Origin of the sequence: Halanaerobium saccharolyticum (assembly GCF_003053565.1) — a bacterium.
In the GTDB taxonomy this organism is placed as follows: Bacteria; Bacillota; Halanaerobiia; order Halanaerobiales; family Halanaerobiaceae; genus Halanaerobium; species Halanaerobium saccharolyticum_B.
Genome location: NZ_QAXS01000027.1, coordinates 20,167 through 43,326, shown reverse-complemented (window position 1 = coordinate 43,326; position 23,160 = coordinate 20,167). Strand labels below are relative to the sequence as shown.

The 23,160-nt window shown below is 35.1% G+C and carries 22 protein-coding genes and 1 pseudogene; 22 read left to right on the top strand and 1 reads right to left on the bottom strand.

Translation table 11 applies throughout. The features are described from left to right. Window positions 1-196: 196 nt before the first annotated feature. The 6 genes and pseudogenes from dhaL to rnhA all read left to right on the top strand — a co-directional run bounded on the left by dhaL (window position 197) and on the right by rnhA (window position 4,271). The gene (dhaL, locus tag C8C76_RS10640; RefSeq protein WP_108141476.1) at window positions 197-811 is read left to right on the top strand and encodes a dihydroxyacetone kinase subunit DhaL; all 615 of its coding nucleotides are present in this window, start codon (window positions 197-199) and stop codon (window positions 809-811) included. A gap of 17 nt (window positions 812-828) precedes the next feature. Then, on the top strand, window positions 829-1,227 hold the full coding sequence (gene dhaM, locus C8C76_RS10635; protein WP_108141474.1) for a dihydroxyacetone kinase phosphoryl donor subunit DhaM: 399 nt from the start codon (window positions 829-831) through the stop codon (window positions 1,225-1,227). A gap of 82 nt (window positions 1,228-1,309) precedes the next feature. Next, window positions 1,310-1,585, top strand: a complete 276-nt coding sequence (locus C8C76_RS10630; RefSeq protein ID WP_181248197.1) for an HPr family phosphocarrier protein — start codon at window positions 1,310-1,312, stop codon at window positions 1,583-1,585. After that, on the top strand, window positions 1,585-3,303 hold the full coding sequence (gene ptsP / locus C8C76_RS10625) for a phosphoenolpyruvate--protein phosphotransferase (protein WP_108141470.1): 1,719 nt from the start codon (window positions 1,585-1,587) through the stop codon (window positions 3,301-3,303). Before C8C76_RS10630 ends, ptsP begins: the two co-directional genes overlap by 1 nt. 110 nt (window positions 3,304-3,413) lie before the next feature. Further along, window positions 3,414-3,719: pseudogene (locus tag C8C76_RS15525) on the top strand (carboxymuconolactone decarboxylase family protein); the annotation flags it as partial. A gap of 99 nt (window positions 3,720-3,818) precedes the next feature. Beyond that, window positions 3,819-4,271 carry a ribonuclease HI gene (gene rnhA / locus C8C76_RS15520; RefSeq protein WP_375135315.1) on the top strand — a complete coding sequence of 151 codons (453 nt, stop codon included), beginning with the start codon at window positions 3,819-3,821 and terminating at the stop codon, window positions 4,269-4,271. On the opposite strand, the gene C8C76_RS10615 is transcribed toward rnhA, so the two are convergent. Then, complete coding sequence (locus C8C76_RS10615; protein WP_108141466.1) at window positions 4,268-4,660, bottom strand: Fur family transcriptional regulator; 393 nt, start codon at window positions 4,658-4,660, stop codon at window positions 4,268-4,270. The two genes, rnhA and C8C76_RS10615, sit on opposite strands and share 4 nt — an antisense overlap. Window positions 4,661-4,770: 110 nt before the next feature. Here C8C76_RS10615 and trpS point away from each other — a divergent pair, with 110 nt between their 5' ends. The 16 genes from trpS to ftsA all read left to right on the top strand — a co-directional run bounded on the left by trpS (window position 4,771) and on the right by ftsA (window position 23,118). After that, on the top strand, window positions 4,771-5,775 hold the full coding sequence (gene trpS / locus C8C76_RS10610) for a tryptophan--tRNA ligase (protein ID WP_108141464.1): 1,005 nt from the start codon (window positions 4,771-4,773) through the stop codon (window positions 5,773-5,775). A gap of 21 nt (window positions 5,776-5,796) precedes the next feature. Further along, window positions 5,797-6,846 (top strand): D-alanine--D-alanine ligase family protein, encoded by a 1,050-nt coding sequence (locus C8C76_RS10605; RefSeq protein WP_258222518.1) that lies wholly within the window; start codon window positions 5,797-5,799, stop codon window positions 6,844-6,846. Next, entirely contained in the window at window positions 6,847-8,019 is a 1,173-nt protein-coding gene (locus tag C8C76_RS10600; RefSeq protein ID WP_108141460.1) for a DNA polymerase IV, read from the top strand. Window positions 8,020-8,185: 166 nt separating this feature from the next. Beyond that, complete coding sequence (gene mraZ / locus C8C76_RS10595; RefSeq protein WP_108141458.1) at window positions 8,186-8,617, top strand: division/cell wall cluster transcriptional repressor MraZ; 432 nt, start codon at window positions 8,186-8,188, stop codon at window positions 8,615-8,617. Window positions 8,618-8,628: 11 nt separating this feature from the next. Next, window positions 8,629-9,561, top strand: a complete 933-nt coding sequence (gene rsmH / locus C8C76_RS10590) for a 16S rRNA (cytosine(1402)-N(4))-methyltransferase RsmH (protein WP_108141456.1) — start codon at window positions 8,629-8,631, stop codon at window positions 9,559-9,561. 21 nt (window positions 9,562-9,582) lie between these two features. Next, window positions 9,583-10,053 carry an FtsB family cell division protein gene (locus tag C8C76_RS10585; RefSeq protein WP_108141454.1) on the top strand — a complete coding sequence of 157 codons (471 nt, stop codon included), beginning with the start codon at window positions 9,583-9,585 and terminating at the stop codon, window positions 10,051-10,053. Between the two features lie 11 nt (window positions 10,054-10,064). Then, window positions 10,065-12,134, top strand: coding sequence for a penicillin-binding transpeptidase domain-containing protein (locus tag C8C76_RS10580; protein ID WP_108141452.1), 2,070 nt, complete (start codon window positions 10,065-10,067; stop codon window positions 12,132-12,134). 37 nt (window positions 12,135-12,171) lie between these two features. After that, window positions 12,172-13,638 (top strand): UDP-N-acetylmuramoyl-L-alanyl-D-glutamate--2,6-diaminopimelate ligase, encoded by a 1,467-nt coding sequence (locus tag C8C76_RS10575; RefSeq protein ID WP_108141450.1) that lies wholly within the window; start codon window positions 12,172-12,174, stop codon window positions 13,636-13,638. Then, window positions 13,639-15,036 (top strand): UDP-N-acetylmuramoyl-tripeptide--D-alanyl-D-alanine ligase, encoded by a 1,398-nt coding sequence (locus C8C76_RS10570; protein ID WP_108141448.1) that lies wholly within the window; start codon window positions 13,639-13,641, stop codon window positions 15,034-15,036. A 1-nt stretch (window position 15,037) separates the two neighbouring features. Next, window positions 15,038-15,988, top strand: a complete 951-nt coding sequence (mraY, locus tag C8C76_RS10565; RefSeq protein ID WP_108141446.1) for a phospho-N-acetylmuramoyl-pentapeptide-transferase — start codon at window positions 15,038-15,040, stop codon at window positions 15,986-15,988. Window positions 15,989-16,019: 31 nt separating this feature from the next. Further along, window positions 16,020-17,369, top strand: coding sequence for a UDP-N-acetylmuramoyl-L-alanine--D-glutamate ligase (murD, locus tag C8C76_RS10560; RefSeq protein WP_108141444.1), 1,350 nt, complete (start codon window positions 16,020-16,022; stop codon window positions 17,367-17,369). A gap of 9 nt (window positions 17,370-17,378) precedes the next feature. Continuing rightward, window positions 17,379-18,473 carry a putative lipid II flippase FtsW gene (gene ftsW, locus C8C76_RS10555; protein ID WP_108141442.1) on the top strand — a complete coding sequence of 365 codons (1,095 nt, stop codon included), beginning with the start codon at window positions 17,379-17,381 and terminating at the stop codon, window positions 18,471-18,473. Between the two features lie 7 nt (window positions 18,474-18,480). Beyond that, window positions 18,481-19,584, top strand: coding sequence for an undecaprenyldiphospho-muramoylpentapeptide beta-N-acetylglucosaminyltransferase (murG, locus tag C8C76_RS10550; RefSeq protein ID WP_108141440.1), 1,104 nt, complete (start codon window positions 18,481-18,483; stop codon window positions 19,582-19,584). Window positions 19,585-19,614: 30 nt separating this feature from the next. After that, complete coding sequence (gene murC, locus C8C76_RS10545; RefSeq protein WP_258222516.1) at window positions 19,615-20,988, top strand: UDP-N-acetylmuramate--L-alanine ligase; 1,374 nt, start codon at window positions 19,615-19,617, stop codon at window positions 20,986-20,988. A gap of 33 nt (window positions 20,989-21,021) precedes the next feature. Next, window positions 21,022-21,717 carry a cell division protein FtsQ/DivIB gene (locus C8C76_RS10540; RefSeq protein WP_108141438.1) on the top strand — a complete coding sequence of 232 codons (696 nt, stop codon included), beginning with the start codon at window positions 21,022-21,024 and terminating at the stop codon, window positions 21,715-21,717. 114 nt (window positions 21,718-21,831) lie between these two features. Beyond that, complete coding sequence (ftsA, locus tag C8C76_RS10535; protein ID WP_108141436.1) at window positions 21,832-23,118, top strand: cell division protein FtsA; 1,287 nt, start codon at window positions 21,832-21,834, stop codon at window positions 23,116-23,118. Window positions 23,119-23,160: the final 42 nt, after the last annotated feature.

The window sequence follows — 23,160 nt, the reverse complement described above, 5'->3', positions numbered from 1 at the left end:
TAAATATTCTTCAGTTTGAATTAAATCTGTTGCAACCAGGTCTGGTAAATTCATTAAATCTGTGATAAACTTATTATGCATTTGCTTGACTCCTTTATTGAATTTTTGGTCTGTAACTAATTAATTCAACGGAGCCAGGCAAATGCCTTTTTTATTTAGATTTTTTTAGATTTACAGTTTTTTCTTCACAACATTAATTATACAACCGGAATTATTTATAAAAACAGCAGATATAATAATCGAAAACAAAAATTACTTAACAGAACTGGATGCAGCTATTGGTGATGGCGACCACGGAGTTAATCTTGCTAGAGGATTTAATAAACTGAAAGAAAAACTTAAAGCTGAGAGTTTCGAAAGTAGAAGTGAATTATTTAAATTAACTGCAATGACTCTCATATCTAATGTAGGTGGGGCTTCAGGTCCACTTTATGGCACAGCTTTCTTAAATATTTCTAAGGTTATTTCAGAAAATGAACTCAGCCTGGATGACTTAATAGATATTTCTGAAGAGGCTATTGCCGGGATTCAAAAAAGAGGCAAGGCAGAAGCAGGAGAAAAAACGATGTTGGATACCATTATTCCCGCAGCAGAATCTCTAAAAAATAGTCGTGCAAATAATCTTGATTTAAATACAGCTTTAAATAATTGTCTGCAGGCAGCAGCAGAAGGAATGGAAAATACGATTGAAATGCAGGCTACAAAGGGTAGAGCAAGTTATCTTGGAGAAAGAAGTATTGGTCACCAGGATCCTGGAGCTACTTCCGCTTATTTAATGATTAAAACTTTTATAGAAAATTCTTTAAAATAATAATTTGAGGTGTAGAGATGGTTAATATTCTAATAATATCCCACAGCTTTAAAATAGCTGAAGGTACTAAAGAACTGGCTGAAGAGATGAAACAGGCTGATATTGATATTCAGATAGCTGGAGGAACAAGTGGTGGAAAGCTTGGAACTGATGCTGATTTGATCCGGCAAAAATTAGAAAATATGGATTCAGAGGATGGTATTGTAGTTCTGGCTGACCTTGGAAGTGCGGTAATGAGTTTTAATATGGTAAAAGAATGGCTGCCAGAAGCAAAACAAAAGAAGATCAAATTGGCTGATGCTCCGCTTGTAGAAGGTGCAGTTTTAGGTGCTGTTGAAGCAAGTTTGGGCAAAACACTGGATGAAGTACTGGCGGCAATCGAAAAAAAATCGATCATAAATAAAAATAATTTCTAAAAAAGGATGAAATTTAGGTAAGATTTGTGTTAAAATATATAAATGAGTAGTATTAATAAAAAATTTTGAAAGGATGATCAGATTGGTAGAAGAAAAGAAGGTTATAATCACTAATAAGACCGGTCTGCACGCCCGGCCTGCAGCTCAATTTGTGCAGAAAGCAGGTAAATTTGATTCAAAAATTGAAATAGTTTTTGAAGAAAAAGAGGTTAATGCAAAGAGTATTATGGGTGTAATGAGCCTGGGAGTAGGAAAAGGAAACGAAATTACTGTTAGAGCAGATGGTGCTGATGCCGATCAGGCAGTAAAAGAACTTGTTGATTTCATTGAGGTTGAAATGGCAAAGGAGGACGAATAGTGATTTTATTGGAAGGAATTGCTGCTTCCCCTGGTATTGCTATTGGAAAATCATTACTCAAACTAGAGAAAGAAATTGAAATTGATAAAGAGAATATTGCTGATGATCAGGTAGAGCAGGAAATTGAGAAGTTACATAATGCTCTAACTGAATCAAAAAAACAATTAGAACAGCTGAAAGAAGAAACTGCTGAAAAACTCGGTGAGGAAAAGGCAGAAATCTTTGCTGCTCATCTGATGATTTTAGATGACCCCGAGGTAATTCCTGCATTCGAAAATAAGATCAAAGATAATAAGCTGAATGCGGCTGCAGCGGTAAAAGAAGTTATTGACGAATTTGCGGCAATGTTTGCGGCAATGGATGACGAATATTTGAGAGAACGTGGTTCTGATATCAAAGATGTTGGTATGAGAGTTATTAAAAATTTACTTGGTATTGAAGATATAGCTGATAAAATGGACGAAGAAGTTATTATAATTGCTGAGGATCTGACACCTTCTGATACAGCTCAGCTGGATACAGATAAGGTTTTAGCTTTTGTAACTAAGGAAGGATCTAGAACATCTCACTCAGCTATTATGGCCCGCTCGCTGGGGATCCCTTCAGTTGTAGGAGTTGGCAGTGAGTTAATTGAAAAGGCTGAGAATGGAATGGAAATTATTGTAGATGGAAACAGCGGTAATATTTACTTTAACCCTGATCAATCTACACTGGACGAATATGAAGTTAAATTAGAAGAATATGAAGCTGAGCAGGAAAGACTTAAGGCTTTTAAAGATAAAAAAGCTGAAACAGAGGACGGTCACCGGGTAGAAGTTGTCGGTAACATGGGTAATCTAAAAGACGTAGATCCTATTCTTGCCAACGGTGGAGAAGGTGTTGGTCTTTTCCGCAGTGAATTCTTATATATGGATCGCGATGAACTCCCAACTGAAGAAGAACAGTTTAAGGTATATAAAGATGTTGCAGAAAAAATGGGAGATAGACCGGTAGTTATTAGAACTCTTGATGTAGGTGGAGATAAAGAGCTGCCTTATTTAGACTTTCCCGAAGAAATGAATCCATTTTTAGGATATAGAGCCATCAGGGTCTGTCTGGAAAGAGATGACATTTTCAAACCCCAGCTGAGAGCTCTATTAAGAGCTGGTGTTTATGGTAATTTAAAAATTATGTTCCCTATGATCTCTTCTTTAAATGAACTAATGCTTGCTAAGGAAAAAGTTGAAGAAGCGAAAGCAGAACTTGAAGCAGAGGGATTAGAATATAATGCAGACATTGATCTGGGAATGATGATTGAGATTCCAGCAGCTGTTATGATTGCTGATAAATTAGCCAGTGAGGTTGATTTCTTCAGTATCGGAACTAATGATTTAATTCAGTATACTGTTGCTGTAGATAGGATGAATGAGCAGATTGCTGAAATGCATACCCCATATCACCCTGCAGTGCTGAGGTTGATTAAAAAGACTATTGAAGCAGCTCATGCAGAAGATATCTGGGTTGGTATGTGTGGAGAAGCAGCTGGAGAAGAATTATTACTTCCGTTTTTACTTGGAGCTGGACTTGATGAGTTCAGTATGAGTGCTGTTTCAATTCTGAAAATAAAAGAGATCCTAACTAAGTGGACTCTTGCAGAGGCAGAGGAAGTAAGCAGAGAAGTACTTAATCTGGGAACAGTTTCTGAAGTAAAAGATTATTTAAATAAGATAAAAAAATAATCAAATGCTGGTAAATTGAATATTAATATTTAAATAACCCGGACGGCTCTTGCTGTCCGGTTTCTTTTAAACTTTTACTGATTTTAAATGATATAGTTAGAGGTGTTTTGATGAGCAAAAAAACAGAAGAATTTAATCAATTTCGTCAAAAAATGAATGATATAATTTTGGATGAAGGTAATTTAGATACAAAAAGATTTTTTAATCTCGACCATAAAGTATATCAGGATGGAAAACTACCTGCTAAAACTAAAGAATTACTTGGACTTGTTTCTTCAATGGTATTAAGGTGTGATGACTGTATAACATACCATATTATAGAATCCTATCAGGCTGGCTGGACAAAGGCAGAAATTTATGAAGCAATGAATGTTGCCCTTATAGTTGGTGGTTCAATTGTAATTCCCCATATGAGAAGGGCAGCTGAACTTTTAGAAGAGCTGAAAACTGAAGCCAGTCAAGAAAAAAATAACCAGCCTCAAAAAGATGATGATATTTCTGAGAGTGGGGAAGAGATAAGTTTAGATAATTATCAAGTACTTAAAATCTATACAGATGGAGCCTGTCTTGGTAACCCAGGCCCAGGGGGATATGCAGCAGTTATTTTAAATTCAGATTTAAAAAAATTAAAAACTATCTCCGGAGCAGAAAAAGATTCTACAAATAATCGGATGGAATTAAAAGCAGTAATAGAAGCTTTAAAAATTATTCCGGAAAATAAAAAAATTGAGCTTCACAGTGATTCCAGTTATGTTTTAAATGGTTTATCAAGCTGGGTTGAAGCCTGGAAGAAAAATGGCTGGAAAACCTCAAGCAAAAATGCAGTTGCCAATCAAGATTTATGGCAGGAACTGGATGAACTTAGTTCAAAATTTGAATTGAGTTATCAGAAAGTTAAAGGCCACAGTGGTGATCAATATAATGAGGAAGTTGATAGTCTGGCAAAAAAAGAAGCAGAAAAAATTTAATTTTTCTGCTGACATTTTGGACAGATACCGCTGAACTCTAAACGATGAGAATGAGCGATAAATTCTGTTTCCGTATTTATTTTATTATTTAAATCTGAACTTAAATCAAGATCTAAATCATAGACTCCACCACATTTTTGACAGCGGAAATGATAATGATGATCAGGATTACCATCATAGCGGCTGTGGTTGCTTCCGTAATCTAAAACATTGATTTTACCGTGTTCTGCTAAAACATTTAAATTTCGATAAACAGTTCCCAGACTGATATTGGGTATTTCCTCTCTTACTTTTTCATATATCCAATCAGCAGTAGGATGAGATTTCGTACTTTTTAAAACTCTCAATATTGCCTTACGCTGTTTAGTCATTCTAGTTTTCTTGCTCATCTTATTCCTCCTAAACTTAATTAATAATCATTATTATCTATAGTTTAATTTTAGCAGATATTATTTGGATATTCAAGTAAAATTTATTATATATAAAAAGGGTGATAATATTGACAAAGAAAAAAGATAAAAGGATATTAACAGGAGACAGGCCTACTGGTAAATTACATTTGGGCCACTATGTTGGTAGTTTGCAGAATCGAGTTGAACTGCAGGATAAATATGACACATTTTTGATAATTGCTGATGTTCAGGCTTTAACTACAAATTTTGATAAACCTGAAAAGTTGAGTGAGGATGTAAGACAGGTTGCAAGGGATTATTTAGCTGCTGGTATTGATCCAGAAAAAACAACTATTTTTGTGCAGTCACTCGTGCCAGAGATTGCCGAACTAACTGTTTTTTATTCAATGATAGTTACAGTAAATCAGCTGCGTCATAATCCAACAATTAAATCTGAGGCTGAACAGTATGGTTATAAGGAAATGTCATATGGATTTTTAGGTTACCCGGTCAGCCAGGCTGCAGACATTACTTTCTGTCAGGCTAATCTGGTTCCAGTTGGTGAGGATCAAATTCCTCATATCGAACAGACTAGAAAAATTGTGCGTAAATTTAACAATATGTATGGAGAAGTTTTCCCAGAACCGGAGGCTTTAATCAGTGATTTCCCAAGATTAATGGGACTTGACGGCAAAAATAAAATGAGTAAAAGTTTAAATAACGCAATTTATTTAAGTGACAGCAAGGATGAAGTACAGCAAAAAATAATGCAGGCGAAAACTGACCCTGCCAGAATTCATAAAGATGATCCCGGTCATCCAGAAGTTTGTACTGTTTACCATTATCATGAAGCTTTTAACAGTGAGGAATCTGACGAGATTGCGGAAAAATGCAGAGCAGGAACAATTGGCTGTGTGGCCTGTAAAAAACGCCTGGCTGAAAAATTAAATGCTTTTCTGGATCCAATGCGGGAAAGAAGAAAGAAGTATCTTGAAAACCCAGAACTTGTTGACAAGATATTAATGGAAGGTACTGAAAAAGCAAGAGAAGAAGCTCAAAAAACAATGGAAAAAGTTAGAGAAGTTATGAAAATCGATTACTTTAAAAAGTAAATTTGGAGGGGGATTTTATTGTTGGAATCAAAGATAAATATTGCCCTGTTTTTTGGCGGGAGATCAGCGGAGCATGAAGTTTCACTGCTTTCTGCCCGCTCTATTTTTCAGGCCTTTGACCAGGAGAAATATAATATTTTTCCGGTTGCCATTAGCAAAAATGGATTTTTTAGATCACTAGATATTTCAAAAAAGATTTTATTTAGTGATTTAAAATCAGTTCCCGAAGTAAATAGAAAAAACATTTTACCTCAAGAAATATTAAAACTTTTAGAAAAAGAAATTGATCTGGCTTTTCCAGTACTGCATGGACCTTTTGGTGAAGATGGTAAAATTCAGGGTTTTTTAGATGTTTTAAATATAAAATATATTGGTTGTGATTTAAAAGCTTCGGCAGTAGGAATGGATAAAGCAGTTATGAAACAAATTTTTGCTTATAATAATATTCCTCAGAGTAAATTTGAAATTTTGAAAAAAGCTGAATATATAATTAAAGATGAGTCTCAATTTTTTGGGAATCTGGCTGAAAATTTGGGGCTGCCGTTTTTTATTAAACCGGCTAATATGGGATCAAGTATAGGAATCAGCAGAGTTAATGATTTAGCTTCTTTTAAAAAGGGGATTGCTGAAGCTTTTAAATATGATAAAAAATTGATTTTAGAAAGCAGTGTTGAGGGCAGGGAAATCGAATCTGCTGTACTGGGGACTGGTGCTGAGCTTAAAGTATCAGCTGCTGGTGAAATTATCTCTACCCATGATTTTTATGATTATCAGGCTAAATATGAAGATCAGAGTACAGAGCTGATTATTCCAGCTGATATTTCAGCAGCCAGCAGAGAAAAAATTAAAGATTTATCAGCCCGGGCTTTTCGTGCTGTTGATGCAGAAGGGATTTCACGGCTTGATTTTTTTGTTAATGAGAAAAATGAAGAAATTTTGGTTAATGAAATCAATACAATGCCTGGATTCACAAAGTTCAGCATGTACCCACTGCTGTTTAAAGAAAGTGGAATTAGTTATTCTGAACTTTTAGATAAACTGGTAGAGCTTGCTTTAAAAAAGGATAACTAAATGGATAAACTTCAGATATTACATGCAGATATGGATGCTTTCTTTTCAGCTGTTGAACAGCGAGAAAACCCTGAACTTCAGGGTAAGGCTGTAATCGTTGGTGGTGTAAACTTAAGTAACCGCGGAGTTGTGTCTACTGCTTCCTATGAAGCCAGGAAATTTGGAGTGCATTCGGCAATGCCAATTGCTCAGGCAAAAAAACTCTGTCCGGATGGAATTTATCTGCCAGCCAGACACGGGCTTTATAAAGCTGCTTCAAGAGAAGTTTTTTCAATTTTAAAGAGATATACTCCGCTAGTTGAAAAACTTTCTATTGATGAGGCTTTTCTGGATGTTAGAGGCTGTGAAAGATTATATGGTAATCCTGTAGAAATAGCTAAAAAAATTAAAATAGAAGTAAAAAAGAAAACTGACCTAACAATTTCTGTTGGTGTATCTGTTAATAAGTTTTTAGCTAAGCTAGCTTCTGACTTTGATAAGCCTGATGGACTGACTGTTATTAGAAAAAAAGATATTAAAAGTTTTATGCGCCACCTGGATATTGATAAAATCTGGGGAGTGGGTGATGTTTTTGCTGCTAAACTTGCCGAGAAAAACATTTACAAAGCAGGTGATATCTGGCCATATTCTCTAGAAGAATTAAAAAAGAACTATGGCAAAGCAGGTGTAAAGCTGTTTTTTCTATCACGGGGTATAGACAACAGAGATGTAAAAAGCAGGAGTGAAATTAAATCAGTCAGTCACGAAGAAACTTTTGCTGATAATATAAGTGATCAGGATAAGCTTTTTGCATATTTATTTAAAATGAGCGAAAAAGTATCTTTTCGCCTCCACAGTAATTCTCTTAAGGGTTCAACCGTTTTTATCAAGGTAAGATATTCAGACTTCAGCACCTACAGCAGGCAGAAATCTCTTAAAGTTGCTGTAAACAGCAGTGAAGAAATTTATCAGCGAGCAAAAGAATTATTAATTCAAAATAATTTATTAACTAAGCCTCTTCGCTTACTCGGTTTGGGAGTTTCAAATTTATGCCAGGAGGGACAGGAGCAGTTAAATTTATTTGCAGGTGAAAATGAGGATCAGCTTGACCAAACTATTGATCAGCTAAAGAGAAAATATGGGTTTGATAAAATTTCGCGAGCTCGAAAACTTTATTTAAATAATGATGATTAATCACCCACCATTTGGTGGGTTTTTTCTATTTTATCAGTAATTATTTTCAAATGGTAAAAATTTATAATTTTTTTGGAAAATATAAAGGACTTTTCTCTTCGATGTAGAATAAAATTATTAAGTGGTGGAAAGTGGAGCAAAAGGGTGGAAAGTGGGAAGTGATATTATGTTTATGGGAGAATACACTCATAATATGGATAAAAAAGGACGTTTAATTATTCCTTCTAAGCTCAGAGATGACTTGAGTGAGCAGTTTGTCATTACCAGAGGACTGGACAACTGTTTATTTTTATATCCAATGGATGAGTGGAAAGAATTAGAAAAAAAGTTAACTTCCTTACCGATGACCAGTAAAAACGCCCGTAATTTTGTCCGCTTTTTCTTTTCAGGAGCCAACGAATGTGAATTAGATAAACAGGGAAGAGTTTCCCTTCCAATAAATTTAAGAGACTATGCAGATTTTGAACATGAAATTGTGATAATTGGTCTGGCAAATCGAATCGAACTCTGGGCCAAAGAAAAATGGGACAGCTACATGGATGATGTAGAAGATTCTTATGAAGACATTGCAGATGCAATGGAAGAACTTGGAATCTAGAAAGGATAAATATGGATTTTGAACATCAGGCAGTATTGTTAAACGAAGCAGTTGAATATTTAAATATAAAAGAAGACGGGATTTACCTGGATGGGACTCTGGGTAGAGCCGGCCACAGTTCAGAAATTTTGAAAAATCTTTCTGAACAGGGAAAATTAATAGCAGTTGATCGAGATACCGCTGCTATTAAAGCGGTCAGAGAAAAATTTCCAAATGAAAAGAGACTTGTTTTAGAACATTCTAATTTTCAGGATTTTGATCGGGTTTTTGGCAAACTGGGGATTGAAGCTGTTGACGGGATGCTATTTGATTTAGGAGTTTCTTCTCCTCAGTTGGATAATCCGGAGCGCGGGTTTAGCTATCAAAAGGATGGTCCACTTGATATGAGAATGAACCCGGAGCAGAAATTAACGGCAAAAGATATAGTAAACAATTATTCTCAGGAGCAGTTAGAAAAAATAATTACAGAATACGGAGAGGAAAACTGGGCTGCCAGAATAGCAGAATTTATTGTAAAAATGAGGAAAGAAAATGAAATTAATACTACCGCTGATCTGGTAGAAGTTATTAAAGCTGCTATTCCAAAGGCTGTTAGGAGAAGTGGTGGACACCCTGCTCGCAGAACTTTTCAGGCTTTAAGAATTGAAACTAATAATGAGTTAGAACAGTTAAAAAATTTAATTGATAAGGCAGTTTCTTATTTAAATCCAGGTGGAAGACTGGTAATAATTACTTTTCATTCACTGGAAGACCGAATAGTAAAACACAAATTTAGAGATCTGGCAAATGACTGTACCTGTCCACCAGATTTTCCAATCTGTGTTTGTGACAAAGAAGCGGAAGTAAAAGTTATAACCAGAAGTCCGGTTCAGGCTTCTAAAACCGAAAAAGAAGCAAATCCACGTTCACGTAGTGCAAAAATGAGAGTAGCTGAGAAGATTTAACTAATAAAAGGGGGTAGTAAAATGTATCAGGGTCAGGATTATATAAATTTGGCTTCAGAAAGCAATTATCTAAATGAATCATCCTATAATTTTACTAATGTTAAAAAACAGGCCTTCACAATATTATACATATTCATGCTGGTTTTTGTAAGTATTTCAATTTTGTTATATGTTTCTCAAGTATTAAATATCAATCAGAGTAGTTCTAAACTGCTTGAACTGGAAGACAGATTGGAAGCAGTTAGATCAAAAAATGAAAGGTTGGAAGTTAAACTTGCCAGTAAAACTTCTCTGGCGCAGGTGGAAAGAATTGCAAAGAATGAATTGAATATGGTAGATGCCAGTGAAAAAGAAACACTTGTCTATAATAATCAAATTAAAAGAGAAGAAAAATTTATGGCAGATATTCCAAAAGAAAAGTTTTTCTTAGCGCAAATTTATGATAAAATAGTAAAAGAAGTTACTACTGTTCAGGCTGAATCACTTGAGTAGGAGGATTAAATTTGCAGCAATTTGAAGAAAGTAAAAAAAATAGAATAATATTCTATTTCGCAATAATATTTATACTTTTTATTATTCTGGCACTTAGGCTTGTCTGGATTCAGGTAATTAATAGTGCTGAATATGAGCATAAAGCCTTAAATCAGAGAATAAAGGAGTTTGTGGTTAACTCAGAAAGAGGAATAATCTATGATAATACCGGCAGGAAACTTGCAGTCAGCCTACCAGCTAAGACTGTAGTTGCTCTGCCGGATAATATTATTAATCCCGAAAAAACGGCTGCAGAACTGACTGAGCTGCTTGATATTAGTTATAATACAATTTATAGAAGAATCACTTCAGATGCTGCTGCAATTTTTTTGCAGAGAAAAGTTAGTAATGAGTTGTATGAGCAGATTGAAGCAAAAAACTTAAAGGGCATTACATTTACTGAAGAAAGCAAACGATATTATCCAGAGGGAGAACTTGCTTCTCATATAATTGGTTTTACAGGTGTAGATAATAATGGTTTAAGTGGTCTGGAGCTATCTTATAATAATTATTTAAGCGGTAAAGCAGGGAAAATGATTATTGAAAGAGATGCCCAGGGTAAAACTATTCCTAATGGGATTCGAGAAGCTGTACCTGGGAGAGACGGATATAATGTTCATCTAACAATAGACGAAGTAATTCAATATATGGCAGAAAAAGAACTAAAAAATGCTGCTGAGAAGTTTGATTTTTCTGGTGGCTCAGTAATCGTCATGGACTCATCCAATGGTGATCTGCTTGCTATGGCCAACACACCTCTTTATAACCCCAACCAATTTGGGGATTATTCAGAAGAAAGTTGGCGCAATCGAGCGATCAATGATGTTTTTGAACCGGGCTCGACTTTTAAGATCATAACAGCAGCAGCTGCTTTAGAAGAAGGCGTAATAACTGAAAATGATATTTTAACAGATCCCGGGCATATCTATGTAGAAAATGAGGAGATTAACTGCTGGAGCAATAGAGGTCATAGAAGTCAGACCTTTGCTGAAGTTGTTAAAAACTCCTGTAATCCCGGTTTTGTAGAAGTTGGACTGAAAATGGATAAAGAAACTTTTTATTCCTACATCAAAGCCTTTGGTTTTGGAGAACAGAGTGGAATTCGACTTCCGGCTGAAGCCAGGGGGATTATTCCAGAATATGACAGAATTGGTCCGGTGGAGCTGGCAACATTTTCTTTTGGTCATGGGATTTCTGTAACACCGATTCAGCTTGCAGCAGCTATTTCTTCAGTTGCTAACGGAGGAAAACTAATGCAGCCCCGACTTGTTAAAGAAGTAGATACAGGAAGCAGGTCTGAAAATATAATCAACGAACCTCAGATAGTGAGACAGGTTATTTCAAAGAGTACTGCAGATAAAACAAAGGAATTATTAAAACAGGTGGTAGAGAGCGGCACCGGGACTCAAGCAGCAATTGAGGGTTACGAAATTGGCGGAAAGACCGGTACAGCCAAACACTATAATGAGGACATTTATGATTCTTCTTTTATTGGGATAGTACCTGCAGGTGATAGGGATTTGGTTGTCCTAACGATTTTATATGACATCAAAGGTGAAACATACTACGGCAGTCAGACAGCTGCCCCTGTTTTTAAAAATTTAACAGCTAATATTTTAAATTACTTAAATATTAAACCGGATACTAAAGATGAATTTTCTTATCAAAACAATGAACAGGAAATTGAGATACCTAATTTAATAGGCGAAAGTTTTTTGAGTGCTGAAACTAGTTTGAGAGAAAAAGGATTTAATGTTAAACTAATTGGAGATGGAAAGATAGTAAAAGATCAACTTCCAGCTGCCGGTATAGAAAGTAATTATAATTCTACTGTCTGGCTATTTAGTGAAAAAGAAGCTAAAGAGGAAATCTTAATTGCAGTACCAGATTTTAGGGGTCTGCAGGGAAATGCTGCAGTAAAACTGGCAGAACAAAAAGGTTTAAAAGTTACACTGTCTGGTTCAGGTAAAGTGATTGGACAATCAGTTTATCCGGGCAGGAGAATTAAAAGTACAAATCAAATAAATTTAAAACTCCGTTAGTTTAAAATTGAGATCTGGATTTTGGAGGTTAATAAATATGGAGTTAAAAAAATTATTAAAAAATATAGATTTTGAATTAAAAAAAGGCAGTTTAAACAAAACGATTACTGAACTAAAATATGATTCAAGAGAAGTAGAAAAAGATAATATGTTTATCGCCGTCAGTGGTTTTGAAGTGGATGGTCATCAATTTATTTCTCAGGCCATTAAAAATGGGGCCACAGCTATTATAATTGAAAAAGATATTCCTCAATATGAGAGTGGTATTACTTATATTAAAGTGAATAACAGCAGAAAGACCATGGCTGAACTGGGGAAGAATTTTTTTGAAGATCCACTTAGCGAAATAAAACTGATTGGAATTACTGGAACCAATGGTAAAACAACTACTGCTTATTTATTATATAATATTTTAAAAGAGGCGGCTGGAAAAGCTGCTTTATTTGGAACAATTAAAAATATAATTGGAAATCAGGAACTCGCTTCAAGTAGAACAACTCCAGAATCAATTGATTTATACAGATATTTTGCTCAAATGAGAGAAGAAGAGGTAAAATATGGAGTTATGGAGGTTTCTTCTCATGCTCTAGATTTATATCGGGTTGCAGGAATGAAATTTGAGGCTGCAGTTTTTACCAATATAAGTCCTGAACATTTAGATTATCATAAAACACTGGAAAATTATCGTGAAGTTAAGTCAAGGTTATTTTCTCAGCTTGCTCAGGATAAATTTGCGGTAATCAATCTTGATGATCCAAATGCTGATTATATTAAAGAAAAATCTGGCGGCAAGAAGTATTTTTATAGTTTGGATTCTGAAGCTGCTGATTTATATACAAAAAATTTCAAACTCCATCAAAGAGGTATGGAATATAAAAGTGGTGGCAGAATAGAATCTCTTTTCAAGTTAAGACTGGGCGGGATATTTAATATTTATAATTCTCTTGCTTCAATACTGACAGCTAATCTGCTGGGGGTTGAAGCGGAGAGTATAGAAAAGGCTCTGGCTGAGGTTGATTCTGTTCCGGGTCGTTTTGAAATTATCAATGCCGGCCAAAACTTTCAAATTGTTGTTGATTATGCCCACACCCCGGATGGAATGAAGAATGTTTTAGAAACTGCTGCAGCAATGGATAAAAATAGATTAATTGTGCTATTTGGTTGTGGTGGTGATAGAGACCGGAGTAAAAGACCTGCTATGGCTAAACTGGCAGAAAAATATGCAGACTATACAATTGTAAGCAATGATAATCCCCGCAGTGAGGATCCGGAAAAAATATTTACTGAAATCAAATCAGGTTTTAGTGAAAGTTTTGCTGATTACGAAATTATTGCTGATCGAAAACTGGCAATACAAAGAGCAGTTGAAATTGCTGAAGAAGATGATCTTGTCATGCTGCTGGGTAGAGGTCATGAGCAGTATCAAATTTTAAATAATAAAAAAATAGAGTTGGATGACCGTCAGGTAGCTTATCAGGCGGCTTCAGCATTGAAAGGGATTTAAATGCAGAATTTAAATTTAGCTGAGATAATTGATTTTTCTGGCGCAGAATTGCTGCAGGGAGATGCAGATAAGGTAATTGAAGAAATTGTTATTGACAGCAGAGAAGTTAAAGATAATTATTTGTTTATAGCAATTATTGGTGAAAATCAGGATGGACATCTTTATCTATCTGAGGCAGTAAAAAATGGAGCTGGAGCAGTGATTGTTGATCGGGAAATAGAGGACAATTTTATTAAAGCTTCTGATACAGCCATTTTAAAAGTTGATGATACTACTAGAGCTCTGCAGGATATTGCTCATAATTATAGAAAGTCTTTTGTTGACTTAAAAGTGATTGCTGTTACAGGTAGTGCCGGTAAAACAACTACTAAAGACTTAATTTATTCAGTCTTGAAGCAAAAATATAGCTGTTTAAAAACAGAAGGTAATTATAATAATCATATCGGACTACCTCTAACTCTATTGAGATTAACAGCTGCAGAAGATTTTGCTGTTCTTGAAATGGGGATGAGTGCTCTGGGAGAAATTAAACTGCTGGCAGAAATTGCAGAACCAGATATCGGTATTGTTACAAATGTCGCAGAAGCACATTTAAAGCAGCTGGGAAGTTTAGAAAATATTGCCCGCGCAAAAAAAGAGCTGATCGACCAGTTGAAACCTTCAAATAAAGCGATTTTAAATTATGATAATTTTTATACCAGAAAAATGGGAAAAGAAACTACTGCAGAAGTGATATATTTTGGTTTTGAAAAGGGTGCTGATCTGCAGACTCTAGAGTATAATTTTGACACCAAAAATGAGATTTTAAATTTTAAGATCAGGTATAAAAATGAAAATTATTCTTTCAAATTTTATAAAGCTGGAAAACACAATATTTATAATGCAGTGGTTGCTATTATAACTGGTTTAGAGTATGGACTGAGTTCTGCTGAAGTTCAGCAGGGATTGGATCAGGCTGAATTTTCTTCAAACCGAATGGATTTTATTGAATTAAAATCAGGGGTCAGAATAATTAATGATAGCTATAATGCCAATCCCCTGGCAGTTAAGGCAGCTCTTGATGTTTTAATAGAACATCAGTCTCAGAGAACAATAGCTGTTTTAGCTTCAATGCTGGAGTTGGGAGAGCAGAGTCAGGCTAAACATCGTGAGGTTGGGCTTTATGCAGCTGAAAAAGGTGTTGATCTGCTGGTAACAATAGGTTCAGAAGCTAGAGAAATTGCAGCTGGTGCAGCTGGGAAGATGCCGTCAGATAGAATTATTACTTTAAAAAATAATCAGGAATGTATTGAATTACTTGCAGCTAAAATTAATGAGGGAGATTTAATTTTAATAAAAGGCTCACGCGCCAATCATTTAGAAGAAATAGCTGCTGCATTGAAAACTGAGGAGCTTTAAAATGCAATATATTTTAGCATATATTTTGCCACTATTAATAATTGTATTTAGTGGAAATTATTTTATCAATTATATAAAAAAAATAAATTTTGGTCAGCAGGTACGAGATTATGGACCGGAAAGCCATCTTAAAAAGGCTGGAATACCAACTATGGGTGGGCTTTTAATTATCTCAGTTTTTTTGATTTTCTCATTATTTTTTGTACCGCTCAATATCGAATATACTGCCCTGCTGCTGACAACTTTTATCATGGCCTTAACAGGGTTTTTAGATGATTTTTTAAAAATTAAGTTTGAGCGCTCTTTAGGGTTGAAGGCCTGGCAGAAAATTATTTTACAGACAGCTGCAGCTTTAGTAACTGCAGTAACTGCAGTTTTTGTTGTTAAACAGCACAGTTTAATAATCCCTTTTTGGGGTGATCTCCAAACAGGAGAAATTTTTAAATTCATCCTGGCTTTTATCGTTGTTATAGGAAGTTCCAATGCTGTTAATTTAACAGATGGACTGGACGGTCTGGCAGCAGGTGTGACTGCCGTTGTTTCAGCTGCTTTTGCGGCTATCTTCTATTTGCAGGGACTTAATAATTACAGTCTTTTAATGTTAATAATGGCTGGCTCTACAACTGCCTTTCTCTGGTTTAATGCTAATCCTGCCTCAGTCTTTATGGGAGATGTTGGTTCTCTGGCAATTGGAGGTTTTTTAGGGGCGACAGCCGTTTTAACAGCTTCCGAAATATATTTACTGATTATCGGTGGTATTTATGTGATAGAAACTCTTTCAGTGATGATTCAGGTACCGTATTTTAAAATTACTGGAGGAAAAAGAGTATTTAAGATGACACCAATTCATCATCATTTTGAATTAAGTGGACTGGCAGAAAATAAAATTGTATTTCGCTTTGTAATTATTACGATATTATTATCACTGTTTGCTGTGAGTTCTCTGTTTTAATTACTATAAATTTTAAAGGAGCTAGATGTTATTGAGTTTAGATTATCAAAAAGTAGCAGTTTTTGGTTTTAGCAGAAGAACTGGACTGGCACTTGTCAAATATCTTTCAAAATTTAATCTGGAAATTATTGTTGTGGATTCAAAAGCTAGAGAAGAACTGGAAACTTTGATAGCTCAGGTTGACAGTAAAAATATCACCTTCGATCTTGGGGGTAGTGGAGATAAAATTTTAAAAAGTGATCTAATAATTCTAAGCCCCGGTGTTCCATATGATCTTGCTGTTTTAAAAGCTGCAAGGGAAAAGGGAATTGAAACGATCAGTGAGGTCGAATTTGCCTTCAGACAGTCTGATGCCGAAATTATTGGGATTACTGGGACAAACGGTAAAACTACTACCACAGAAATGCTGGGTGCTATGATGAGTGATTTGGATGGCAAAAAAGTTGAAATTGCCGGGAATATTGGAATCCCTTTTATTTCAATTATCGATCAACTTCAGGCTGGAGAAAAGGTTATTTTAGAATTGAGTTCTTTTCAGCTGGAGGCAGTTAAGAAATTTAGGGCTCGGACTGCTCTTTATTTAAATTACAGTCCAGACCACCTGGATCGACATCATAATGAATTCAATTATAAAAAGGCAAAGAAAAATATCTTTTTAAATCAAAAAGAAAATGATTATGCAATTATTGATCTTGATGACCCCTATCTCTATCAGCTCAAAGAGGAATTAGAGGCAGATGTTATCGGATTGAGCTCTAAAATGCAGGATGCAGATTTAATAATCGATCATAAAAGAGCATATTATCAAAAAGATAATGTTAATTTACTTGATTTCAGAAAAATTGATTTACCTGGAGAGCATAACCGTAAAAATGCTGCTTTTGCAGCTCTGGCTGCTTATCTGGCCGGTCAGAGCCTGGAAAAAATTCAAATGGCAGCTGCAGAATATAAACTGCAGTCACATCGGATGGAATATATTAACAATAAGAGGGGATACAAAATTATTGATGATTCTAAGGCCACTAATCCTGATGCTGCTGTTAAGGCTTTAAAGAGTTTGGATCAGGATATAATTTTAATTGCCGGGGGTCAGGATAGAAATGCTGATTTCAGTGATCTGGCTTCGCTAATCAGAAAGAAGGTTAAAACATTAATTCTGGTTGGAGAAACTGCTGAAAAACTGGCCCTGTTATTTAAAAATGATGAGCTGGAGTTAATTAGGGCAGAAAATATGATAGAAGCGGCAGAATTTGGAGTTGAAAGATTAAATCAGAATAATACTCTACTTTTATCTCCTGCCTGTCCAAGCTGGGATATGTTTGCAAGTTATAAAGAGCGCGGTAAAATTTTCAAGGAGACTGTTTTAAAAAATGTTGATTAAGGAGAAAATATGAGAAAAAAGCTGCCTGATTTAATTTTATCATTTACAATTTTAGCTCTGGTGCTGAGCGGTCTGATAATGATCCTTTCGGCCAGCTCTGTTAAAGCAGAGCAACTTTTTTCTAATAGTTATTATTTTTTTATAAATCAGTTAAAATATCTGGCTGTTGCTCTGGTTTTATCAGCAGTTATTTATAAATTGAAGTATAAAAAATTAAAGGAACTTGCTCCTTATCTGCTTTTAATCTCACTGGGGACATTAATTCTGGTTTTAATTCCAGGAGTGGGAAGAATGGCTGGTGGATCCAGACGCTGGCTTCCTTTGGGTCCGATTAGTTTTCAGCCTTCTGAGCTGGCAAAATTGACTATTATTCTTTATCTGGCTGCTTATATAGATAAAAACAAGGGCAAAATGAAAAATTTTAAAAAGGGAATTCTGCCACCGCTTTTAGTAATTGCTTCAATTTCTTTTCTAATTTTAATGGAGCCTGATCTGGGTACAGCTGTTACCCTGGCGATGGTTGCTGCAGTTATGATTTTAGTTGGTGGAATTAAAATTTTAACATTTATCGCACTGGGGATAATCTCCGTTCTGCTGGCTCTGGGAGCAATATTAATTGAACCTTATCGGCGGGAAAGATTGCTTACATTTTTAGATCCCTGGAGTGATCCCTTAGATAGCGGCTACCATATTATTCAGTCACTGCTTGCCCTGGGATCCGGGGGGCTTTTCGGTGTAGGTGCAGGCAACAGCCACCAAAAGTTTTTATATTTACCTGAGCCGGGAACTGATTTTATTTTTGCAGTTCTGGGAGAAGAATTTGGCCTTTTGGGTACTTTATTTATTATAAGTTTATATTTCTTGCTTGCCTGGAGGGGGTTAAAGATTGCAGCAAAAGTGGATGATGCTTTTGCTTCAATGCTTGCGGTTGGGATAACTTCAATGATAGTTATTCAGGCTCTGATTAATATGGCAGTTGTAACTTCATTAATGCCGGTTACCGGTATTACTCTGCCTCTAATTAGTTATGGTGGTTCATCACTTGTTATAAATCTGGTGGCACTTAGTTTATTATTAAATATATCACGTTATGTTGAGGGATGAATAAATTATGAAAGCAGTTATTACAGGTGGAGGCACAGGTGGACATATTTACCCGGCTCTTGCTGTTGCTGAAAAATTAAAAGAAAAGGGCTGGGACATTCTATATATCGGGTCTGATTATAGGATGGAAGCAGATATTGTAGCAGCTGCAGGTTTTGATTTTAGAGGTCTTAGTGTAAGACCACTACCTCGAAAAGTTTCAACTAAAATTGCCAGCTCGATATTCTTTAATTTTCAGGCATTTATTAAAGCTCTTATTATAATAAATAAATTTAAAGCTGATTTGATTATTGGGACTGGAGGTTTTGTAGCAGGACCTGTTGTTCTGGCTGGAGCTCTGCTCGGCAAAAAAACAATTATTCACGAGCAAAATGCTTATCCTGGAATCACAAATAAATTACTGGCCAGAGTAGTTGACCGAGTTTGCTTAAATTTTTCGGAAGCAGCAGAGTATTTAAAAGTTAGTCGAAAAAAAATAAAAATTACAGGTAATCCAGTTCGACCAAAAATATTGAATGTAGACCGCAATCTGGCTTATCATGAATTAGATTTAAATCCTGACTTAAAAACAATTTTAATTACCGGCGGCAGCCTTGGTGCTGAAGTTATAAATCAGAATGTAGTAGAAGTTTATAAATATGCAATTCAAAATAGAATCCAGATAGTTCATTTAACTGGCAAAAAAAATTACAATCTGCTTACAAATCAGCTTAGAAAAAATAATATTGCCCCAGAAAATTCTCTGCTCAGGATTATTGATTATTTGGATGAAATGGAATATGCACTCAAGACTGCTGACTTAATTATTTCTAGAGCAGGGGCAACAGGTCTGGCTGAGATTACAAGTTCCGCCAAAGCATCAATTTTAATTCCCTTTGCCAAAGCTGCCGAAAACCATCAACTGATTAATGCACAGGCGCTGGAGAAGGGTGGAGCAGCAGTGATGATTAGGGAATCTGAACTTAATGAGGAGCTGTTACTAGAGAAAGTTAAAGAAATTATTGAAAATGACAATCTGCTGCAGTCAATGTCAAAAGCAGCTGCTGAGTTTTCACAAAAAGATTCTCTCGGGAAATTGATTGAAGTAATTGAAGAGTTAAGTAGAGAGTAAAGTAATTTGGCTTATAAAACATGATTTAGGGTGATTATTTTGTTAAATAAAAATTCACATGTTCATTTAATTGGTGTTGGTGGGGTTTCGATGAGCGGTATTGCAGAGATCCTTGCTGAGAGGGGATATAAAGTAAGTGGATCTGATTTAAAAGAGAGCAAATATCTTGAACTATTGGAGAAATATGATGTTGATCTTTTTATAGGTCATGCTGCACCTAATATTGAAGGAGCAGACCTAATAGTAAAAACAAGTGCAATTCCTGCTGATAATCCCGAAATTAAAGCAGCAAAAATAAAGGGGCTCAAAATAGTTAAAAGAGCAGAGATGCTTGCTTACTTAATGAAAGATAAAAAAACTATTGCTGTTGCTGGTACTCATGGAAAAACTACAGTCACTGCTATGCTGGCTGCAATTTTTAAGAAAGCAAAAAAAGATCCTGCAGTGATGGTGGGAGGTTTTCTAAAGGAACTTAACGGTAATATTGCTGACGGTAAAGGAGATTATTTTATCACTGAAGCCGATGAAAGTGATGGTTCTTTTCTTTATTTTGATCCCTATTTACTTTTATTAAATAATCTGGAACTTGATCACCCTGATTTTTATCAGGATCTGGATCAATTTATGAATATTTTTAAAAGATTTGCTGATAAGAATGACAAGCAGTCAATTCTATTATATAATAGAGACGACAAAAATTTGAATTCTCTCTTTGAAAACCGCAAAAAGAGTCTTAGTTTTTCTCTACAAAAAGGAGAATTTACTGCTAGAGATATTGAATATGATAACTTTAAAAGCAGTTTTGCTTTTTATCATCAAAATAGTTTGCTGGCTCAAATGGAACTTTCAGTTCCAGGCGAATATAATCTCTATAATGCACTTGGAGCAGCTGCAGCTGCTTACAGCTTAAATATAGAAATTGAAGCAATCAAATCCGCTCTAAAAGATTTTAGTGGTGTAGGCCGCAGATTTGAATTAAAGGGAAGAATTAAGAACTCTCAGGTTGATCTGGTAGATGATTATGCTCATCATCCTACTGAAATTAAAGAACTTTTAAAAACAGTAAAAAATATGGATTATAAAAAAATTAGAGTGGTTTTTCAGCCGCACAGGTACAGCAGAACCTGGAAATTCATGGATGAGTTTTCTGCTTCCTTTAGTGATGCTGATCAGGTATATTTAACAGACATTTTTTCTGCATCTGAAAAAAATAACCATCAAATATCTCTAACTGACTTTGCAGCCGAGATTGCTGAAAACTCTAATGTTGAATGTCAGCACCTTGCTGATTTTGATGAAATAGCAGATAAATTATTAGCTGAATCTGAAGCGGGAGATATTATTCTTTGTGTTGGAGCAGGAGATATTACTGAGCTTTCAGATCTGCTTTTAAAAAAAGATTAGTTTATTTTGATTTTAATTAGGTGAGGGATACTAATGGAGAAAAAATATCAGGTAGTGTTATTAATTCTGCTTTTTATACTTTTAACTTTTATTTCCTTTCTTTTTTCTCCTTTTTTTGATGTCAGGGATTTTGTTTTTCATTCAAGAACTGAATTTAATAAAAATGAGTTAAGAAGCAGCATCAATAAATTTTATGGTAAGAATTTATTATTTTTAAATGAAGATGAATTAAAAAACAGCTTATTAAAACATGACTTGATTTCTTCAGTTCAGGTAGAAAAATCATTTCCATCAACCATCCATGTTGTAATTGAGGAAAGAAAGGCTGTAGCCTGGCTGAAAAATAATGACCAGAAATTAATCTTTTCCGCTGATGGGATTATTTTAGGAGAAGTAGATTTAAATGAAGAACTGGCTGTGCCTCAATTTGAAAATTCTCCTTATTATTTCAGCAATAACAAACTGGAGTTCCCTCATTATACAGATGACATAATAAAAGTTTTAAATGACCTTGGTTTTGATTTTTTAGCAAAGATAAAAAAAGTTAATTATCAAGATGATATCTATAAACTTTATCTGAAGCGGGGTGGAGGAGTTAATCTGGGTAGAAATAATGAACTTGAAGAAAAGTTCGCTATTTTAAATTCAATTTTGAAGAATAATCAGGACAATGAAATTGATTATATTAATTTACAGGTTACTAAACACCCGGTTATTAAATTAAAATAAAGATTATTTTGCTTAGAATAAAGGAATAATATAATTTATATTGAATTATTTAAATTGAGCCTAATTAATAAATAACTATAATATATGTTTGGACAAGAAAGGAGGTAGACTGTTGTGAAGAGAAGAAAAATAGTTACCGGACTTGATATCGGTACTACCAAGATTTGTGCACTAATAGCAGAAGTAAGTGGAGAAAATAATATAGAGATTATCGGGATTGGTTTAGCTCCATCTAACGGCCTCCGCAAGGGAATTGTAGTAGATATAGATAAAACCAGCCATGCAATAAAAAGTGCTGTTCAGAAAGCTGAAAGAATGGCCGGTCAGAAGGTTGATTCCGCTTATGTTGGTATTGCTGGTTCACATATCAAGTCTATCAACAGTCATGGAGTAGTTGCAGTAACTGGAGATGAAAAAGAAATAAAAGAAAGTGATATAAAAAGAGTTATTGATGCAGCTAGGATAGTTCCTGTATCAGCTGAGGAAGATATTTTACATGTTCTTCCCAGAGAATTTATAGTGGATGGAAGTCCAGGTATTCAGGATCCCCTTGGTATGTCTGGGGTGCGTTTGGAAGTGGAAACTCATATTATTAAAGGTGCTTCCACTTCAATTCAAAATCTGGTTAAAAGTGTTTTAAGAGCTGGATTAAGTGTAGATGAAGTGGTTTTAGAACCTCTAGCTTCAAGTCAGGCAGTATTATCTGATGATGAAAAAGACCTTGGAGCAGTTTTAGTTGATATTGGTGGTGGAACAACTGATGTTATAGTCTTTCATGAAGGCAGTATAGCTCATACTTCAGTTTTACCTGTTGGTGGTAATCATGTAAGTAATGATATTGCCGTAGGTTTAAGGACTCCTGTTTCAGAAGCTGAAAAAATTAAGATTATGCACGGTTCAGTCTTACCAAGAGAAATTGATGAGCAGGAGAAAATTGAGGTTCTGGCAGCCAGTGGTAAAGAAAGAAAAAAATTATCACGTAAAATGTTATGCCAGGTGATTGAGCCAAGAATGACCGAAGTCTTTTCAATGATCAAAAAAGAATTGAATAGTGCAGGTTCTGCTGATCTTACGCCAGCAGGAATGATTCTAACTGGTGGAGCATCACTATTGGAGGGTTCTGAAAAATTGGCCTCTGATATTACTGAACTACCGGTAAGGATTGGAGAACCGGATTATGTTAGTGGACTTTCAAATGTTATTGATAATCCCGTATATATAAAAAAGGGTGATACCATACCACGAGCAATATTCTCTACAGCTGTTGGTTTGATAGAATTTGCTCTAGAAAATGGTGATGCAAAGAATAATAACCTTAGAAGTAATAGTAGTAATAATAGTAAAGAAATTGTAAGTGGATTTTTCAGTAAATTAAAGAGCTGGTTTAGTGAATTTTTCTAAAAGCAGGTCAGCCAAAAAATTAAAGCTTACATATTATCCTTA

What these genes read in the sequence shown, in the direction of transcription:
- C8C76_RS10585 (WP_108141454.1), top strand. Translation starts at nt 9,583, where the DNA reads ATGTATCAGGGTCAGGATTATATAAATTTGGCTTCAGAAAGCAATTAT.
- C8C76_RS10615 (WP_108141466.1), bottom strand. Translation starts at nt 4,660, where the DNA reads ATGAGCAAGAAAACTAGAATGACTAAACAGCGTAAGGCAATATTGAGA.
- mraZ (WP_108141458.1), top strand. Translation starts at nt 8,186, where the DNA reads ATGTTTATGGGAGAATACACTCATAATATGGATAAAAAAGGACGTTTA.
- C8C76_RS10540 (WP_108141438.1), top strand. Translation starts at nt 21,022, where the DNA reads ATGGAGAAAAAATATCAGGTAGTGTTATTAATTCTGCTTTTTATACTT.
- dhaM (WP_108141474.1), top strand. Translation starts at nt 829, where the DNA reads ATGGTTAATATTCTAATAATATCCCACAGCTTTAAAATAGCTGAAGGT.
- C8C76_RS10575 (WP_108141450.1), top strand. Translation starts at nt 12,172, where the DNA reads ATGGAGTTAAAAAAATTATTAAAAAATATAGATTTTGAATTAAAAAAA.
- murG (WP_108141440.1), top strand. Translation starts at nt 18,481, where the DNA reads ATGAAAGCAGTTATTACAGGTGGAGGCACAGGTGGACATATTTACCCG.
- mraY (WP_108141446.1), top strand. Translation starts at nt 15,038, where the DNA reads ATGCAATATATTTTAGCATATATTTTGCCACTATTAATAATTGTATTT.
- C8C76_RS10600 (WP_108141460.1), top strand. Translation starts at nt 6,847, where the DNA reads ATGGATAAACTTCAGATATTACATGCAGATATGGATGCTTTCTTTTCA.
- C8C76_RS10570 (WP_108141448.1), top strand. Translation starts at nt 13,639, where the DNA reads ATGCAGAATTTAAATTTAGCTGAGATAATTGATTTTTCTGGCGCAGAA.
- ftsW (WP_108141442.1), top strand. Translation starts at nt 17,379, where the DNA reads ATGAGAAAAAAGCTGCCTGATTTAATTTTATCATTTACAATTTTAGCT.
- rsmH (WP_108141456.1), top strand. Translation starts at nt 8,629, where the DNA reads ATGGATTTTGAACATCAGGCAGTATTGTTAAACGAAGCAGTTGAATAT.